Source organism: Jannaschia sp. Os4 (assembly GCF_016820245.1).
Taxonomy (GTDB): domain Bacteria; phylum Pseudomonadota; class Alphaproteobacteria; order Rhodobacterales; family Rhodobacteraceae; genus Jannaschia.
In genome coordinates this window covers 518,293-535,521 of sequence record NZ_JAFCAR010000001.1, presented here as the reverse complement: position 1 = coordinate 535,521, position 17,229 = coordinate 518,293, and the positions used below count along the sequence as shown (strand labels likewise).

Annotated in this window: 17 protein-coding genes; 4 read left to right on the top strand and 13 right to left on the bottom strand. The window is 68.9% G+C overall.

Annotated features, from left to right (window positions below; all coding sequences use genetic code 11):
• Positions 1–244 precede the first annotated feature (244 nt).
• The 12 genes from JQC91_RS02745 to JQC91_RS02690 form a co-directional block, all read right to left on the bottom strand.
• Complete coding sequence (locus JQC91_RS02745) at positions 245–469, bottom strand: hypothetical protein (RefSeq protein WP_203285234.1); 225 nt, start codon at positions 467–469, stop codon at positions 245–247.
• 7 nt (positions 470–476) lie between these two features.
• Positions 477–1,553, bottom strand: a complete 1,077-nt coding sequence (locus JQC91_RS02740) for a branched-chain amino acid ABC transporter permease (RefSeq protein WP_203285233.1) — start codon at positions 1,551–1,553, stop codon at positions 477–479.
• 2 nt (positions 1,554–1,555) lie between these two features.
• On the bottom strand, positions 1,556–1,936 hold the full coding sequence (locus JQC91_RS02735) for a VOC family protein (protein WP_203285232.1): 381 nt from the start codon (positions 1,934–1,936) through the stop codon (positions 1,556–1,558).
• 43 nt (positions 1,937–1,979) lie between these two features.
• Complete coding sequence (locus JQC91_RS02730) at positions 1,980–2,324, bottom strand: hypothetical protein (RefSeq protein WP_203285231.1); 345 nt, start codon at positions 2,322–2,324, stop codon at positions 1,980–1,982.
• A 96-nt stretch (positions 2,325–2,420) separates the two neighbouring features.
• The gene (locus JQC91_RS02725; protein ID WP_203285230.1) at positions 2,421–3,410 is read right to left on the bottom strand and encodes a branched-chain amino acid ABC transporter permease; all 990 of its coding nucleotides are present in this window, start codon (positions 3,408–3,410) and stop codon (positions 2,421–2,423) included.
• A gap of 119 nt (positions 3,411–3,529) precedes the next feature.
• Positions 3,530–3,988 carry a hypothetical protein gene (locus JQC91_RS02720; protein WP_203285229.1) on the bottom strand — a complete coding sequence of 153 codons (459 nt, stop codon included), beginning with the start codon at positions 3,986–3,988 and terminating at the stop codon, positions 3,530–3,532.
• A gap of 91 nt (positions 3,989–4,079) precedes the next feature.
• Positions 4,080–4,247 (bottom strand): hypothetical protein, encoded by a 168-nt coding sequence (locus tag JQC91_RS02715; protein ID WP_203285228.1) that lies wholly within the window; start codon positions 4,245–4,247, stop codon positions 4,080–4,082.
• A 106-nt stretch (positions 4,248–4,353) separates the two neighbouring features.
• On the bottom strand, positions 4,354–5,169 hold the full coding sequence (locus tag JQC91_RS02710) for an ABC transporter ATP-binding protein (protein WP_203285227.1): 816 nt from the start codon (positions 5,167–5,169) through the stop codon (positions 4,354–4,356).
• A 67-nt stretch (positions 5,170–5,236) separates the two neighbouring features.
• Positions 5,237–5,515, bottom strand: coding sequence for a type II toxin-antitoxin system RelE/ParE family toxin (locus tag JQC91_RS02705; RefSeq protein WP_275296974.1), 279 nt, complete (start codon positions 5,513–5,515; stop codon positions 5,237–5,239).
• Positions 5,516–5,525: 10 nt separating this feature from the next.
• Positions 5,526–5,777, bottom strand: coding sequence for a type II toxin-antitoxin system ParD family antitoxin (locus tag JQC91_RS02700; protein ID WP_203285225.1), 252 nt, complete (start codon positions 5,775–5,777; stop codon positions 5,526–5,528).
• 275 nt (positions 5,778–6,052) lie between these two features.
• Entirely contained in the window at positions 6,053–6,385 is a 333-nt protein-coding gene (locus JQC91_RS02695; RefSeq protein WP_203285224.1) for a hypothetical protein, read from the bottom strand.
• A gap of 19 nt (positions 6,386–6,404) precedes the next feature.
• Positions 6,405–8,360 carry an AMP-binding protein gene (locus JQC91_RS02690; RefSeq protein WP_203285223.1) on the bottom strand — a complete coding sequence of 652 codons (1,956 nt, stop codon included), beginning with the start codon at positions 8,358–8,360 and terminating at the stop codon, positions 6,405–6,407.
• Positions 8,361–8,497: 137 nt separating this feature from the next.
• Here JQC91_RS02690 and xylA point away from each other — a divergent pair, with 137 nt between their 5' ends.
• From xylA to ettA, 3 genes are all read left to right on the top strand, one after another.
• The gene (gene xylA, locus JQC91_RS02685) at positions 8,498–9,793 is read left to right on the top strand and encodes a xylose isomerase (protein ID WP_203285222.1); all 1,296 of its coding nucleotides are present in this window, start codon (positions 8,498–8,500) and stop codon (positions 9,791–9,793) included.
• A 72-nt stretch (positions 9,794–9,865) separates the two neighbouring features.
• Positions 9,866–10,276, top strand: coding sequence for a DUF2383 domain-containing protein (locus tag JQC91_RS02680; RefSeq protein ID WP_203285221.1), 411 nt, complete (start codon positions 9,866–9,868; stop codon positions 10,274–10,276).
• Positions 10,277–10,363: 87 nt separating this feature from the next.
• On the top strand, positions 10,364–12,019 hold the full coding sequence (gene ettA, locus JQC91_RS02675) for an energy-dependent translational throttle protein EttA (RefSeq protein ID WP_203285220.1): 1,656 nt from the start codon (positions 10,364–10,366) through the stop codon (positions 12,017–12,019).
• Between the two features lie 1,375 nt (positions 12,020–13,394).
• On the opposite strand, the gene JQC91_RS02660 is transcribed toward ettA, so the two are convergent.
• Positions 13,395–14,012 (bottom strand): transposase, encoded by a 618-nt coding sequence (locus tag JQC91_RS02660; RefSeq protein ID WP_203285217.1) that lies wholly within the window; start codon positions 14,010–14,012, stop codon positions 13,395–13,397.
• 254 nt (positions 14,013–14,266) lie between these two features.
• Between JQC91_RS02660 and JQC91_RS02655 the strand changes: the two genes are divergently transcribed.
• Complete coding sequence (locus tag JQC91_RS02655; protein WP_203285216.1) at positions 14,267–17,191, top strand: 4Fe-4S dicluster domain-containing protein; 2,925 nt, start codon at positions 14,267–14,269, stop codon at positions 17,189–17,191.
• Positions 17,192–17,229 lie beyond the last annotated feature (38 nt).

The following is a 17,229-nucleotide window of genomic DNA, read 5'->3' as shown; positions in this document are numbered from 1 at the left end:
CCCGGATGGCGGCGAGGTTAGCGAGTCGGGAGAGGATGGGAAGGGGGTCGCGACCCAGCGCGTCGGCGGGCCGTGGCGCGGCGATGGTACGGCGAGGCGGGGCGCTTTATCCCTCACCCCCGCACGACGCCCCGGCGGTGCGCCGTCGGCCCAGTATCGCCGGGCCGGGGGGCGGCCCGGCGATGCGCGGACCGCTGCGCGGTCGTATCGCGCCGGGCGCACCGTTCGTCCGGCGCGCCTTGTCCTAGTCGAGGCCGCACCGCCTAGCAGCTTCCAGCAGGTCGTCACGCCACCGGCAGACCGACGGCTCAAGCCCCTCCAGAAGGATGACCATATCCACGAGAGTGGCCGGATCCGCCGCGTCCGCCGCCAGAACCTTCGCTTGGTCCCCGGGCGGAAGGCAGAACCCGTAGACGGTGCAGGCTTCGTAGAGGAAGCGCTCCCGGGGAGAGGCTGGGGGTCGCGTCATCGACCCTCTAGTGCGGGAACGGCCAGAGGCGCAGCTTCTCCTTGGTCAGGCGCCAGAGCTGGGCCAGCCCGTGCGGCTCGACGATCAGGAACATGACGATCAGCGCGCCCACGATCACGAGGTTCAGGTGCGCCACGATGTCGGTGGGCCAGCCCAGCAGGTCGACGCCCACCAGCTTGAGCACCACCGGCAGCAGCACGAGGAAGGCCGCGCCGAGGAAGGAGCCGAGGATGCTGCCCAAGCCCCCGATGATCACCATGAAGAGCACGAGGAAGGACTTCTGGATGCCGAACACCTCGCCCACCTCGACCGCGCCGAGGTAGATGGTGAAGAACAGCCCGCCCGACACGCCGACGAAGAAGCCCGACACCGCGAAGGCCGTCAGCTTGGAGCGCAGCGGGTTCACCCCGATGATCTCGGCGGCGATGTCCATGTCGCGGATGGCCATCCACTGCCGCCCCAGCGCGCCGCGCGTCAGGTTGCGCGCGACCCACGCCAGCACCACCACGAAACCGAGGCAGAACAGGTACTGCGTCGACGCCGCCACCGAGGGCCCGGTGACGGGGATGCCGAACAGCTCGCGCACCGGCGCGTTGATCTGGCCCGAGGCGGAGTAGTTGTAGAACCACCCCACCCGGTTGAAGAGCCAGACGAGGAAGAACTGCGCGGCGAGCGTGGCCACCGCGAGGTAGAAGCCCTTGATCCGCAGGGACGGCAGGCCGAACAGCACGCAGACGGCGGCCGTGACCAGCCCCGACAGCAGCGTGACGGAGATCATGTCCATCCACGGGAAGGCCGTCATCAGCTTGTAGGAGGCGTAGGCACCGACGGCCATGAACCCGCCCGTCCCGAGGCTGACCTGCCCGCAATAGCCCGTCAGGATGTTCAGCCCGAGCGCCGCGATGGCGTAGATCAGGAACGGCACGAGGAAGGCGTTGGCCCAGTAGTCCGTCACGAGGAACGGCAGCGCCACCGCCGCGACGAGCAGCAGCGCCCAGTAGGCGCGCCGGTCGAAGGCCAGCGGGAAGGTCTGGTCGTCCTTGGCGTAGGACGTCTTGAAGTCGCCGGCTTCACGGTAGAGCAAGGTCAGTCCTCCCAGACCGGGGCGTGCCCCGGGAAGTCGTTCGTCTGCGGGTTCACGAGGCAGAAGCGGTGGCCCGTCGGGGCCTCCATGACGATCCAGCCGTGGTCGCAGCGGTCCACGACGGTGGCGCCCAGCCGCTCCAGCCGGGCGCGCTCGGCCTCTTGGTCGTCGGTCTCGACGTCGAGATGGACGCGGGGCGCGTGGTCCACGGCCTGCAGCAGCAGCCTCGGATAGCCCTCGGCGTCGGCGAAGGTCGCGTACTTGCCCCGCGCGTCGATCCGGCCCTCCAGCCCGAGCGCGGCGGACCAGAAGGCCAGCGGCGCGGACAGGTCGTCCGTCTCGCAGTCGATGACGACCACGCCGAGGCGGGAGCGGTGCGTCACGGCAACGGCCTCCGTCGGCGCGTCCCCGACGGCGGGCCGACGGTCACCCGCTCGGGGTTGACGCGCTGGCCCGAACGAGGCCGCGCGAACCCGTCACCTCGTCGAGGCGGACGTTCCGCAGCGGCGGCTCGGGCCTCCGTCGTGCCGGGACAGGAGATGTCGGGGCGCGGGACCGGACGAGCAGCGCGTCGATCGCGAAGGAGAGCCACGAGAGGAACGCGGACCCGAACGCCGCCGCAAGGTAGAACCCGACCACCACGAGCGTCGCCTCGGGGCCGAGCCAGTCGCGAACGAGCATGAGCCGGTCCCCGTTGGTCAGGTCGTGGAGAAGGAGGAGGATGATCGCCCCGGCGTCGAGGGCGAACACCGTGCCGAATATCTTCCCCATGTCGGACCTCCCGGCGGGCGGGCGCCCGATGCTCGGGCGTCCTACGCACGGCGCTGGGCGCCCTGCCGACGGGGTTATGGCGATTACGGGGCACGGCTACACCCTCTCGATGATCCGCTCGCCGAACAGCCCCTGCGGGCGGAATACCAGCACGATCAGCGCCAGCACGTAGGCGAACCAGTTCTCGGTGGCGCCGCCGAGATAGGGGGCGCCGATCAGGAACTCGAAAAGCTTCTCGCCCACGCCGATGATCAGCCCGCCGACGATGGCGCCGGGGATCGAGGTGAAGCCGCCCAGCATGAGCACCGGCAGGGCCTTGAGCGCGATGAGCGACAGCGAGAACTGCACCCCCGACTTGGTGCCCCACATGATCCCCGCGACCAGCGCCACGAAGCCCGCGATGGACCAGACCAGCACCCAGATGAAGTTGAGCGAGATGCCCACCGACAACGCCGCCTGGTGGTCGTCGGCCACGGCGCGGAGCGCGCGGCCCTGCTTGGTGTATTGCGAGAACAGCACCAGCCCGAGGACGAGCAGCGCCGCGATCACGGTGGCCACGATGTCGAGGTTGTCGATGAAGAAGCCGTAGCCCGTCGCCTCGAAGGTGACGCCGTCGATCCAGTCGTTGATCCCCTGCGGGAGCCCGACGTCCAGCGTCTTGATCTCCGACCCCCACATCAGGTCCGCCACCCCCTCGAGGAAGAAGGCCAGCCCGATCGTCGCCATGAACAGGATGATCGGCTCTTGGTTCACGAGCTTGGAGAACACCCACCTGTTCACGGCCCACGCGAACGCGGCCATCACCAGCACCGTCAGCAGGATCGCCAAGAGGGCGGGCACCTCCCAGCCGAAGTGGTGGATGGACGTGCCGAAGGTCGCGTTGATGAGGTGGGCGAAGGGCACCTGCCCGTTCTGGATGCCCACCAAGGTCATCGCCGCGAAGAGGGCCATGACCCCTTGGGCGTAGTTGAAGATGCCGGACGCCTTGAAGATCAGCACGAAGCCGAGCGCCACGAGGCTATACATCACCCCGGCCATCAGGCCGTTGAGCATCACCTCGGCCGCGAAGAGCAGTTGATCGGGCATCGGACGCCCCTCCCAAGACGTGACGCGGACGCCCCCGGCATCCTCCCGGGGGCATCATGGCACGTGGGGGGCGATCCGCAAGCGGGGCGGGCCGTCATGCGGCCCGCCACGACGGCGCGTCAGTAGGGGAGCGGCTTCTCCGGCGAGCCCGGCTCGCGCTCCAAGGCGGGCATCGGGTCGCGGAAGGCCGCCGTGCCGCCGTCGATGCCGGGGTTCGGGCCCGTCGCGGCGGGGCAGGTGCAGGCCGCGAGCAGTTCGTTGGCCTTCTCGCTGCGCTTGCCTGCCGGGATGCCCTCCAAGGCGGACTTGGCGGCGCGCAGGCCCCAGTCGATGTCGCCGTCGACCCACGGGGGCGTGGCGGTGCCCTCCTCGGTGGCGGTCGCGCCGCGGGCGTTGCGGGACTGGTGCGCGACCCGCTTGAACGCGTCGAACACCGCCTGCTTCTCGTTGATCCGCAGCTCGTCGATGTCGTCGGGGCGGAAGCCCTTCAGGCGCTGGATCGTGAAGTCGGGCAGGCCTTCGTCGGCCCCGAGGATGTCGGCGAGGGTCTTCTTGAGCCACGTCTCGTGGTCGGACATGCGAGGTCTCCGTGTTGGTTCGGAGAGTGCAACGGGGCGGGGACTCGCGATGTTCCGCGCCTAGCCGGCGGATTTCGGGACGGGCCGCGTCTCAGGCCCCGTCCAGAGTGGCGGTCGTGAGCGTCAGATAGGTCGCCCCTCGGGACGGGTCGCCCACGGGGCCGACAATCTTGCGGAACAGGGTCACGGCGGGAACGGGCCTCCGCCCGGATGCATCGACCGGGCGCGACACGGCGCGGAACGGATCGAGCGAGGGCATGCCGCCGATCTCCTCCGTTCCGCTGCTGGGGACGGCGACCCATCCCGCGACGACGACCGAGCCGAGAGGGGCGCCGGCGCCGAGGCCCGCGAGTCGCGTGCGCCGCTCAGTCGTGCGCCACGCCGAGATAGGCATCGATCACCGCTTGGTTGGCGCGCACCTCGTCGGGCGTTCCGTCGCCGATCTTCTTGCCGTAGTCCATCACGACCACCCGGTCGGACAGGTCCATCACCACGCCCATGTCGTGCTCGATCAATGCGATCGTCGTGCCCAGCTCGTCGTTCACCGACAGGATGAAGCGGGACATGTCCTCCTTCTCCTCGACGTTCATGCCGGCCATCGGCTCGTCGAGCAGGAGGAGCGACGGCTCGGCTGCCAGGGCGCGGGCCAGCTCGACCCGCTTCTTGAGGCCGTAGGGCAGGCGGCCCACGGGGGTCTTCCGGATCGACTGGATCTCGAGGAAGTCGATGATTCGCTCTGCGGCGGCGCGGTTCTCCGCCTCCTCGCGGGCGGCCCCGCCCCACCAGAGCGCTTGGGTCAGCAGGCCCGACCGCATGTGCCCCAGCCGCCCGGTCATGACGTTGTCGAGGACGGTCATCCCCTCGAACAGCGCGATGTTCTGGAAGGTGCGCGCGATGCCCTGGCGCGCGACTTGGTAGGGCTTCATCGGCGGGCGGGGCTTGCCGCGGAACCAGACCTCGCCCTCCTGCGGCACGTAGAAGCCCGAGATGACGTTCAGCATCGACGACTTGCCCGCGCCGTTCGGCCCGATGATCGCGCGGATCTCGCCCTCGCGGATGTCGAAGGAGATGTCCTTGATCGCCTCGACGCCCCCGAAGCGCAGCGTGATGTTGCGCAGGTCGAGGACGGTGCCCCCGATGGTGCGCCCGTCGGCTGTGGTCGTGGTGTCGGCGTCGAGCATGCGGCCCCCCTCCCAAGGTGCGGATGCGTTGGGCGACCTTAGCGGGTGGGGCGGCGGGGGGAAGGGGTCAGGCGAGGAGGCGGCGCCAGTCGCTGCGCCCGTGGAGGACGCGGACGATCAGGATACCGCCCGCGTCCTCGGTATATGCGACGACGTGCGACCCGCTCGGATGAACCCTCACGTTCCCCGGCAGGTCCGGTCGCGTCCGCGCGATCCGAGGATTGCCCGCGAGGGTGTCGAACGTGCCAGCAAGGTCCCACTGATATCGTTCCGCGCGATCCTCGCCCCAGCGTTCGACGCCGAAATCAAGGATGTCCGCCAAATCCGCCACCGCCTCGTTCGACAGCCGCTAGTCGTCAGGCACGCCGTCTCGCGCGTTCGGCCCGCCGCTCGGCGAGGAAGGTCTCCATGTCGAAGTCTTCAGCCACCCCGCTGTCGAGACCCTTCTGAATCTCGGACCGAAGTTCGTCCAGCGCCCGCCGCCGCTCGGCGTCCTGCCGGATCAGGTCGCGGACGTAGTCGCTGGTCCCGGCGTAGTGGCCGCTGGCGGCCTGCTCCTCGACGAAGGCCTTGAGGCTGTCGGGGAGGGAGATGTTCATGGTCGCCATCGGGGGTCTCCTTCGGTGGAGAAGGTGGTTGGGATGGCAAGGTTTGTCAAACAGGAGGAGGCGCCCCCGCCCTGCGCGGGGGGCTCGGGCCGGGTCGCGCGCGTCGCGTCGCAGCAGTGCGCCCGGAGGAGGGAGAGGCCCCCGCGCAAGGCGGGGGCGTGGGGGCCGCGGCGCCGATCTTGAACGGTACGGACGAAGGGTGGGTGAAACCAGCCAAGGTGCGCCAATGGAACTCAATTTGGTGGATTGCACCCATCCTACGCTTGCTACAGCGGCTAATCCCTGGGCCGGGTGAACAGAACCAGTAGTCCGAGAATGATGTCACCAATTACCCAGAGAATAAGCAAGACGCCTGAACCGATGGTACCGCCGACTGCGGCACCAGCACGTTCCGCTTCCGAGGAGAGATCGCCGGACATCTCGGACAGATCGCTCCAGTAGGAAATTATCCAGACAGCCATCAGCACATTGAAGAGGATAAATGCCCATTTGAAGAGCGAGCCGAAGAAGCCGCGCCGTGGCTTCCGAAGGCGTGCACCGCATGAGGGACACTTGGTCGCCTTCGTACTTACGTCGTGCCCACACTCGGCGCAGGTAGTCATCGCCATATAGCTTGGTCCTTCCTTTTCACTCCGCCGCCACCTCCACCTTCGGGCTCTTCGCCGCCACCGGCACCACCTTCGCGTCCCGCAGCTCCAGCGTCGCCCGGATGACGCCCTTGCGCCCGTCCTCGTAGGTCACCTCCGTCTCCGTGCTCACCCGCTCGGACCCGTCGTAGAGCGCCTCGATCAGGTCAGCGTACTTCGCCTCGATCGTCCGGCGCTTCACCTTCTGGGTGCGCGTCATCTCCTCGTCGTCGGCGTCGAGCTGCTTGTGGAGCACGAGGAAGCGGTGGACTTGGCAGCCGGACAGCATCTCGTCCTCGGCCACGCTCCGGTTCACCGCCTCGACATGGGCCTGGAGCGTGTCGAGCACCTGCGGGTGGCCGGCCAGTTCCTGATACGACGAGTAGGCGATGTTGTTGCGCTCGGCCCAGTTGCCCACGGCCGTGAGGTCGATGTTGAGGAAGGCGACGCAGCGGTCCTTCCCCGCGCCGAAGACGACGGCCTCGTAGATCTCGGGATAGAACTTGAGCTTGTTCTCCACGTACTTGGGCGCGAACAACGCGCCGCTCGCCAATTTCCCGACGTCCTTCGCCCGATCGATGATCCGCAGGTGGCCCGTGTCCGGCTCGATGAAGCCCGCGTCGCCGGTGGCGACCCAGCCCTCCGGGTCCTTGGTCGACGCCGTGCTCTCGGGGTTCTGGTAGTACTCCACGAAGGAGCCCGGCGAGCGGTAGAACACCTCCCCGCTGTCGTCGATCCGCAGCTCCACCCCCGGCGTCGGCGTGCCCACGGTGTCGGAGCGGACCTCGTCGTCCTTCTGCTGGGTGATGAAGACCGACGCCTCGGTCTGGCCGTAGAGCTGCTTCAGGTTGATGCCGAGCGCCCGGTAGAAGTCGAACAGCTCCGGCCCGATCGCCTCGCCGGCGGTGTAGCCCACGCGGACGCGGGACAGGCCGAGGGTGTTCTTGAGCGGGCCGAGCACCGTCGCCTCGGCGATGCGGTAGCGGAGGCGGTCGGAGGCGGAGACCGGCTTGCCGTCGAGCAGGAGGGGGCCGACCCGCTTGGCCAAGGCCATGGCCCGGTCGAACATCCGCTTCTTGAGCGGGGAGGCGTCCTCCATGCGAATCATCACGTTGGTGAGCTGCGTCTCGAACACGCGCGGCGGCGCGAAGTAGTAGGTCGGGCCGATCTCGCGCAGGTCGTGCATAACCGTGTCCGCGCTCTCGGGGCAGTTCACGGTGAACCCCGTCACCATCGCCTGCCCGATCGAGAAGATGAAGTCGCCCACCCACGCCATCGGCAGGTAGGCCAGCACCTCGTCGGATTGGCGCAGGCCGTCGAACTCGGACGACGCCTTGGAGGTGGCGACGATGTTGCGGTGGGACAGGACCACGCCCTTGGGCTTGCCCGTCGTGCCCGAGGTGTAGAGCATCACGCAGGTCGTGTCGGGGCCCTGCTGGCCAAGGCGGCGCTCCATCTCGGCCCCGTCCGCGCCCTCGCCCGACGCGCGCAGGTCGGCCAGCGAGACGAGGTTCGTCCGGTCGTAGGAGCGCAGGCCCCGCTCGTCGAGCACGTAGGTCCGGTGCAGCGCGGAGATGCGGTCGGCCACCTCGAGCACCTTGTCCACCTGCTCCTGGTCGCCGGCCACGACGAAGCGGGCGCCGCAATGCTCGAGGGCGTAGGCGATCTCCTCGCCCACGGCGTCCTGGTAGAGCGGCACGGGGATGCCGCCCGCGCACTGGGCGGCGACCATCGCCATGTAGAGCTGCGGGCGGTTGCGCCCGAGGACGGCGACGTGGTCGCCCACGGCCAGCCCGTCGCGGATCAGGCCGCGCGCCATGGCGTGGACCTCGGCGCGGGTGTCGGCCCACGTCCACTCCTGCCAGATGCCGAACTCCTTCTCGCGGTAGGCCGCCGCCGTGCCGAACTCGGCCGCGTTGCGGTCGAGGAAGTCGGGGATCGTGTGCAGGTCTGTCATGGCGTCCTCCCGGCCCTCACCATGCCGGGCGGGGCGGGCGCGTCAATGGCCGCGCGCGGCCCCGGCGATTGACGCGCCCGCCTCCCCCATGCCTTGCAGGGGGCACCCGCGCGCCGGGGCCATGAGGGAGGACGAGCATGGGCTATTTCGAGGGCATCGCGCCGATCCGCTTCGACCCGGACGGGGACGGGATCACGACCTTCCGCCATTACGATGCGGACGAGGTGCTGGGCGGGCGGACCATGGCCGAGCACCTGCGCTTCGCGGTGGCGTGGTGGCACGGCTTCGCATGGCCCGGCGGCGACCCGTTCGGCGGCCAGACCTTCGAGCGCCCGTGGTTCGGCGACACCATGGACCACGCGCGGGCCAAGGCGGACGCGGCCTTCGACCTCTTCGCCATCCTCGGCCAGCCCTACTTCTGCTGGCACGACGCCGACATCCGCCCCGAGGGCGACGACTTCGCGCAGTCCCGCGCCAACCTCGAAGCCATGATAGACCACATCGGCGGCAGGATGGAGGAGACCGGGACCAAGTGCCTCTGGGGCACGGCCAACCTCTTCTCGCACCGGCGCTTCATGGCGGGGGCGGCCACCAACCCCGACCCGGACGTGTTCGCCTACGCCGCCGCGACGGTGAAGGCCTGCATCGACGGCACGCACCGCCTGGGCGGCGAGAACTACGTCCTTTGGGGCGGGCGCGAGGGCTACGAGACGCTGCTCAACACCGACCTCAAGCGCGAGCGCGAGCAGGCGGGCCGGTTCCTGTCGATGGTGGTCGACTACGCCCGGAAGGTGGGCTTCGACGGCACCATCCTGATCGAGCCCAAGCCGCAGGAGCCGACCAAGCACCAGTACGACTACGACGTCGCCACGGTCTACGGCTTCCTCAAGGACTTCGGGCTGGAGGCGGAGGTGAAGGTCAACGTCGAGCAGGGCCACGCCATCCTCGCGGGCCACAGCTTCGAGCACGAGCTGGCGCTGGCCTCCGCCCTCGGCATCTTCGGCTCCATCGACATGAACCGGAACGACTACCAGTCGGGCTGGGACACGGACCAGTTCCCCAACTCCGTCCCCGAGGTGGCGCTCGCCTACTACGAGGTGCTCCGCGCGGGCGGCTTCACCACCGGCGGCACCAACTTCGACGCCAAGCTGCGGCGCCAGTCGCTCGATCCCATCGACCTCGTGGCGGCCCATGTGGGCGCGATGGACGTCTGCGCCCGCGGCCTGCGGGCCGCCCACGCGATGCTGGAGGACGGCGTCCTGGAGGATCTGCGGGCTGAGCGCTACGCGGGCTGGGACGAGGACGCCGCCGCCGCGATGCTGTCCGGCACGCTGGAGCAGGCCGCCGCCCGCGTCGAGGCCGAGGGGATCGAGCCGCGGCCCCGCTCGGGGCGGCAGGAGCGGCTGGAGGCCATCGTCAACCGCTACGTCTGAGGGAAAACCCTTGCGGAACCGGGGGATGCGGGCGGCGTTGCGCCCCCGCACCCCAGAACAGGAGATTCCGACATGGCCCAAGACGCCCTCCACCAGATCAACTCCGGCATCCGCGACGTGCTGTCGGGCTTCGAGACGCTCCTCCAGAAGGGCGCCCCCGAGATCATGCCCGTGGCCACCAAGCTCAAGGCCATGCACGAGCGCCACGCCGCCGAGGTCGCGGCCAAGCTCGCCGCCTTGGGCGAGGACACCGACGACGGCTCGGTCCGCGGCACGGTCAACAAGATCGCCACCACGCTGCGCGACTGGGCGGGCGGCCTCGACCGCGACGCGCTGTCCTTCGTGCGCCAAGGCGAGGAGATGCTGCTCGGCGTCTACGACGCCGCGCTCGACGCGTGGGACGGCGATGCCGACGCCAAGACCACGGCGGAGCGGCAGCGCGCCGAGCTGAAGACGGAGATCGCGGCGCTCCCCGCCACGTGATCCCCCGCGCGGCGGCCCCGCGCCGCCGCGCCCCGTTGCCCCCGTCCCGCGCCCCCGTTACGCCGCCCCCAACGGAGGACGCAGATCATGGCCAGCTATCAGTACGTCTACCACATGGACGGCGTGTCCAAGCAGTATCCCGGCGGCAAGAAGGTGTTCGAGAACATCCGCCTGTCCTTCCTACCGGGCGTGAAGATCGGCGTCGTCGGCGTCAACGGCACCGGCAAGTCCTCCCTCATGCGGATCATGGCGGGCCAGGACCCCGACTTCACCGGCGAGGCGTGGGCGGCCGAGGGCGCCACCGTCGGCTACCTGCCGCAGGAGCCCGACCTCGACGAGCAGGTGAACGTCCGCGCCAACGTGATGATGGGCGTCGCCGCCAAGCAGGCCAAGCTCGACCGCTTCAACGAACTGGCCATGAACTACTCCGACGAGACCGCCGAGGAGATGGCCCGGCTCCAGGACGAGATCGACAGCGAGGGGCTGTGGGACCTCGACTCCCGCGTCGACATCGCGATGGAGGCGCTGCGCTGCCCGCCCGACGACGCCATGCCCGACAACCTCTCGGGCGGCGAGCGGCGCCGCGTCGCGCTCTGCAAGCTGCTGCTCGAGGCGCCCGACATGCTGCTGCTGGACGAGCCGACCAACCACCTCGACGCCGAGACGATCGCGTGGCTCCAGCGCCACCTGATCGACTACAAGGGCACCATCCTGATCGTCACCCACGACCGCTACTTCCTCGACGACATCACCGGCTGGATCCTCGAGTTGGACCGCGGCCGCGGCATCCCCTACGAGGGCAACTACTCCGCGTGGCTCGAGCAGAAGGCCGAGCGCCTCGCCCGCGAGGCCAAGGAGGACAAGTCCCGCCAGAAGACGCTCGCGCGCGAGCTGGAGTGGATCCGCTCCGGCGCCAAGGCCCGGCAGGCCAAGGGCAAGGCCCGCCTCAACGCCTACGAGAAGATGGCCGCCCAGTCCGAGACCGAGAAGGTGGGCCGCGCCCAGATCGTCATCCCCAACGGCCCCCGCCTCGGCAACAAGGTGATCGAGGTCGAGGGCCTGCAGAAGGCCTATGGCGACAAGCTCCTGATCGAGGACCTGTCCTTCTCGCTGCCGCCCGGCGGCATCGTCGGCGTGATCGGCCCCAACGGCGCGGGCAAGTCCACGCTCTTCCGCATGCTCACCGGGCAGGAGCAGCCCGACGGGGGCACCGTCGAGTACGGCGACACCGTGAAGCTCTCCTACGTCGACCAGTCCCGCGACGCGCTCGACCCCAAGAAGACCGTCTGGGAGGAGATCTCGGGCGGCGCCGAACTCATCAAGCTGGGCGACGCCGAGGTGAACTCCCGCGCCTATTGCGGCTCCTTCAACTTCAAGGGCGGCGACCAGCAGAAGTCCGTGGGCCTCCTCTCGGGCGGCGAGCGCAACCGCGTCCACATGGCCAAGCTCCTCAAGGAGGGCGGCAACGTCCTCCTCCTCGACGAGCCCACCAACGACCTCGACGTCGAGACGCTGCGCGCGCTAGAGGACGCCATCTCCGACTTCGCCGGCTGCGTCGTGGTCATCTCCCACGACCGCTTCTTCCTCGACCGCCTCTGCACCCACATCCTCGCCTTCGAGGGCGAGGCGCATGTCGAGTGGTTCGAGGGCAACTTCGAGGCCTACGAGGAGGACAAGAAGCGCAGGCTGGGGGCGGACGCGCTGGAGCCGACTCGGGTGAAGTATAAGAAGTTTACGAGGTAGGGTTTACTGTCCACAGAGCAGGTCTATTCCCATCAGAACTGACGATTCCCTTCCTATGCATTCTCGTAAGGTGCGATCGAAACGTCGGTTCCTTGATGGCGAGCGAGGTTGATCTCAGACGTTTATAGATCTCGGACGACCTAAGTGGTCGTCCGGCTGTCGTGAGAACTGCGAGGATCTGGTCTTCCGAGATTGCCCGATCCAGAGAGGACCGCCGCCGTGTTCGGATGCTGACTGTTGGGTAGAGTTGAGCCCGCGACCGCAGCCGCATCAAGGCGGCCCGCTCCGCAGACAACTCTCTGAGACGCTCTTCTACGCGCTTAAGCTCTTCTTCGATCTCTTTCAGAAGCACGGTCCAGCCTTGCTGCAAGGTAATTTTGTGCAGCAAGAGGGTACCACACTATTTCCTCTGCTTCTATAGAAACAAGGGCCCTGAGGACTTGACAAGTCAACCAATCTGGCTCTACACCCCCTGTCGTGAGACAGGGGGTGTAGAATTCTTGCTGCAGCAGATGCTTGCTTGCGATACTGCAACGGCCCATCTCTCGAGCAACATTGCAAACCCCAGCATGGTGTGGCTCACGTAGCCTTCACTGGCTGGGGTTTATTATGTCAAGAGCGGTTGTCTTCGTCGACGGTTCGTTCTTCCTAAAGCGATTTACAAGTCTCTCCGGCGGTCAGCCAACCGATGCGGCGGTGGTTGCTCGACAGCTTGAGTTGTACTGCCATGCCCACATGTATGAGCGCCCGCCTCATCACCCCCTTGGGCGCGGGCAGCGTTTCCACGATCTACTCCGTGTCTATTTCTACGACTGTCCGCCTTTCACCGAAAACCGAACATACCCCATTTCTGGGAAAACCAAGCACTTCGGCAAAGAGACACAGACAGTCTTCCGAGTTGATTGGCATAGTGCGCTTAGAACTACTCCGTCCTTCGCCCTTCGCTTAGGACAGCTGGACAAGAACGGTGACTGGCAGCTTAGGCCGCAGGCGTTGAAAGCCCTTCGAAAGAAGGAGAGGCAGTGGGAGGACCTCACAGACGACGACTTCGTCTTCTATGCAAAGCAACGTCTAGTAGACGTGAAGCTGGGTTCGGACATCACTGACATCGCTAGGCAGGGACATGTATCGAAGATGGTCCTCATCGCAGGAGACTATGATTTCGTCCCTGCCGCAAAACTAGCTCGACGTCACGGTGTGGAGATCATCCTTGATCCGATGTGGAATCCTGTCTTTCCTGAGTTACACGAACATATCGATGACATCAGATCGATGTGTCCCAATCCGCGACAAGCAGGTTAAGCAAGCGTAGGATGGGGTTCCACCCCATCTTCCCCACCACCCACGCCCCGCCATAATGGGGTGAAACCCCATCCTACGACCACCCCGCATCGACCCGTCCCACACGGATGTCGCGGTGGATGGACGACCACAGCCAATCGGCGGGGCGCGCGACGAACCCGTGCTTCACCGGGTTGACCCAGCAGTACCGGACGCACCGCGCCACGTCGGCCTCGTCGCGGCACCAATGCTCCCAGAACCGCCGCTGCCACAGTCCCGCGTCGCCCTTGCGCCGTTTGGACGGGGTGGTGGGACGGAATGGGATCGCGCGGGGGTTCGGTATATCCATGATGGGGTGAAACCCCATCCTACGGGTTCCGCCACGCGCACCTGTAGGATGGGGTTCCACCCCATCTTCGTCGCCACCCATCCCCTCCACCCGCGCCCGCACCCCCCGCGTGAACCGCGCCTTGATCGCCCCCCACCGCGTCGAGAAATCCACATCCCCCTCCGGCAGCCGCCACACCGCGTGCAGATGGTCCGGCAGCACCACGACCGCCTCCGTCACGAACGGCCGCTCCCGCGCCGTCGCCGCCCACGCGGCCCGCAATAGGTCGATGTGATCCACGAGCGTGGACGCCCCCCGCCGCTCCAGCGCGAGGGTGAAGAAGTACGTCCCGCCCGGAACCCGCAGCCGCCGATACGCCGTCATCCAGCGACCGTCGCACCGAAAGGTTAACGTAGGATGGGGTTCCACCCCATCACGCCCCCAAGAACTTTCCACCGATGGTTAACGACAGATGAACGCCCCGCGTATGAACGTGCGTATGTACGGTGTATGCACGGGGGGTGCACGGGGGGCGCCCCCCCACCGAACGCACCCCGAACCACAAGATGTAGTCCCCCTTGACCCGCGCCGCGCTCGGCGCCCTCGCCCCCGGCCCCGGCCCGTGCCACACCCGCCCCATGGCCCCGCACCCCCACTCCATCGCCCATGCCACGACCGAGGCGCAGGCCATGATGGACGCGATCCGCCACGGCCCCGCCAACCCCGTCCGCTCCCGCATCCCCGACGACCCGACCGAGCGCGCGCGCCACCTGCTCGCCTTCGCCCGCTTCTCCGACGCCGACCTCGCCGCCACCGTTCCCGCCGCCGGAACCCACGGGACTCCCGTGCGGAATCCCGACATGGGCGCGCTCACCGCCCTGCTCGATCGGCAGACCAAGACGCTCGCGGCGGGCATCGACCTCATCATGGCCGACCTGCGCGAATCTGCGGCGACCGAGGCCGTCTCCGCCCATCACGGCCACGCCCTGATCCTCGCCATCCGCGACCCCCGCCCGCCCCGCACGGATGAGCCGGGCCACGACTGGATCGCCGACGCCACCGCCGCCCGCGGCGCGATCCGCGCCTCGGAAATCGCAGTCGTCCTCGCGTCTTACCTCCGCGTGCTGGGCTGGGACGCCACCGCCCACACCCCCACGACGCACGACGTCGACCTCCCCGGACTGGCCCGCCGCGGGGGCCTGCCGACCGATGGCGTCACGCTGGCCGCCGTCACCACGACGCTCCCCTTGGCCGAGGCCCGGATGGAGACGGCGTCCAAGGACCCCTACGCCCGCCGCCCCTACCACCTCGGCCCCCACCCCTTCGAATCGCTCCGCCGCGTCGACGCGCCCACCACCTACATCGACGAGCCCAACGTCCCCCGCGTGCCCAAGCGCGCCGACCTCTTCGCCCGCGCCCAGTTCGGCGACCTCGGCCCCAAGGTGCAGCGCAAGGCCACCGCCGGGCACTACGTCCGCAAGGCCGCCCCCTCCGCCGCCCAGCGCCGCCTCTTGGGCGCGCTGGTGCTGCTGCAGGACGGCGCCCCCGAGGGGCCGCCCCAGCCGCTCGACCCGCAGGCGGCGGCGGAGAACGTCAAGGCGGCCAGCTACTTCCTCGGCCTCGACGCGGTGGGGATCAGCCGCTGCCCCGACTGGGCGTGGTACTCCCACGACGCGGCGGGCGACCCGATCGACCCGCCCCATCCCCACGCCATCAGCATGATCGTCGACCAAGGCTGGGAGACGATGGAGGGCGCCTCGGGCGACGACTGGATCAGCGTGGCGCAGTCGATGCGCGCCTACCTGCGCTTCTCGCTCCTGGGCAGCGTCCTCGCCCGCCACATCCGCCGCCTCGGCTACTCCGCCAAGGCCCACACCGTCCTCGACGGCGAGGTGCTGCAGCCGCCCCTCCTCCTGCTCGCCGGGCTGGGCGAGGTCAGCCGCATCGGCGAGGTCATCCTCAACCCCTTCCTCGGCCCCCGGCTCAAGTCCGGCGTGGTCACCACCGACCTGCCGCTGGCCCACGACCGGCCCATCGACTTCGGCCTCCAGACCTTCTGCGATGGCTGCAACAAGTGCGCCCGCGAATGCCCGTCCGGCGCCATCACGGCGGGGCCGAAGACGATGTTCAACGGCTACGAGATCTGGAAGTCCGACAGCCAGAAATGCGCCACCTACCGCATCACGACCGAGGGCGGCGCGATGTGCGGGCGGTGCATGAAGACCTGCCCGTGGAACCTGCAGGGCATCTTCGCCGAGAAGCCGTTCCGCTGGGCGGCGATGAAGATGCCGCGGCTCGCGCCCGCCCTCCAGCGCCTCGACGACGCGCTGGGACGGGGCGGCATCGACCCGTCCAAGAAGTGGTGGTGGGACCTCGAGCTGCAGCCCGACGGCGGCTACGCCCCCACCGACAAGCCGGTCAACGCGCGCGGCATCTCCCCGGGGCTGGAGGTCCGCGCCGAGGACCAGACGATGGCCGTCTATCCCGCGCCCCTCACGCCGCCCCCGGCCCCCTATCCCTACCCGATGGACCGCGAGGCGGGCATCGCCGCCCACCGCGCCATGCCCTCGGTGGCGGAGTACAAGCGCCGCCGCGACGCGGGCGACGAGACCGTGCTCGACCGGGTGCCCCCCGCCTCCGCGTCGCCCGTCCTGCGCCTGGAGGTGGCGGAGGCCGAGCGGCGCGGCGACGTGATGCTGCTGACCCTGCGCGACCCCACCGGGGCCGACCTCCCCGCATGGGATCCCGGCGCCCATGTCGACCTTATGGTCGCGCCCGAATACCTGCGCCCCTACTCGCTGACCGGCGACCCCGAGGACGGCGCCGCCTACCGCATCGCCGTGCTGCGCGAGGACGCCGGCCGCGGCGGCTCCACCCTGCTCCACCGCATCTTCGCCGTGGGCCGCCGCGTGTTCGCGGCGCCCCCCGCCAACCACTTCCCCCTCGATCCCCAGCCTCACACGCTGCTGCTCGGCGGCGGGATCGGGGTGACGCCGATGATCCCGATGGCGTGGGCCCTGCACCGCGCCGGGCTCCCCTTCGCGCTGCACTACGCCGTTCCAACCCGCGCCCGCGCCGCGCTGTGGCCCGAGATCGCGGCCGCCCCGTGGGCCGCCTCCGCCACCCTCCATGTCAGCGACGAGGGCACCCGCGCCGACCTCGCCGCCCTCACCCACGCCAAGACGCAGACCTATGCCTGCGGCCCCGACGCCCTGATGCGCGCGGCGCAGGCGGCGGGGGCCGCGCGCGGCATCCCCGTGTCCGTCGAACTCTTCGCGCCACCCGAGGAGGAGGCGCGCCCGTCCCGCCCCTTCACCCTGATCGCGGGCGGGCGCCGGATCGAGGTGGGCGCCGACGAGACCGCCGCCGAGGCGATGATCGCGGCGGGCCTGTCCGTCGACGTCAAGTGCGCCGACGGCCTCTGCGGCGTCTGCCGCCGCCGGGTGGTCGCAGGCGACGTGGACCACCGCGACCACGTGCTGTCCGAAGCGGAGCGGGCGGACTGGATGATCACCTGCCGCTCCCGCGCGGCGGAGGAGGGCGGGACGGTCGAGATCGACTAGAGCAGCCGGGACCAATGGCCGTCCCCCTTGGCCCCCAC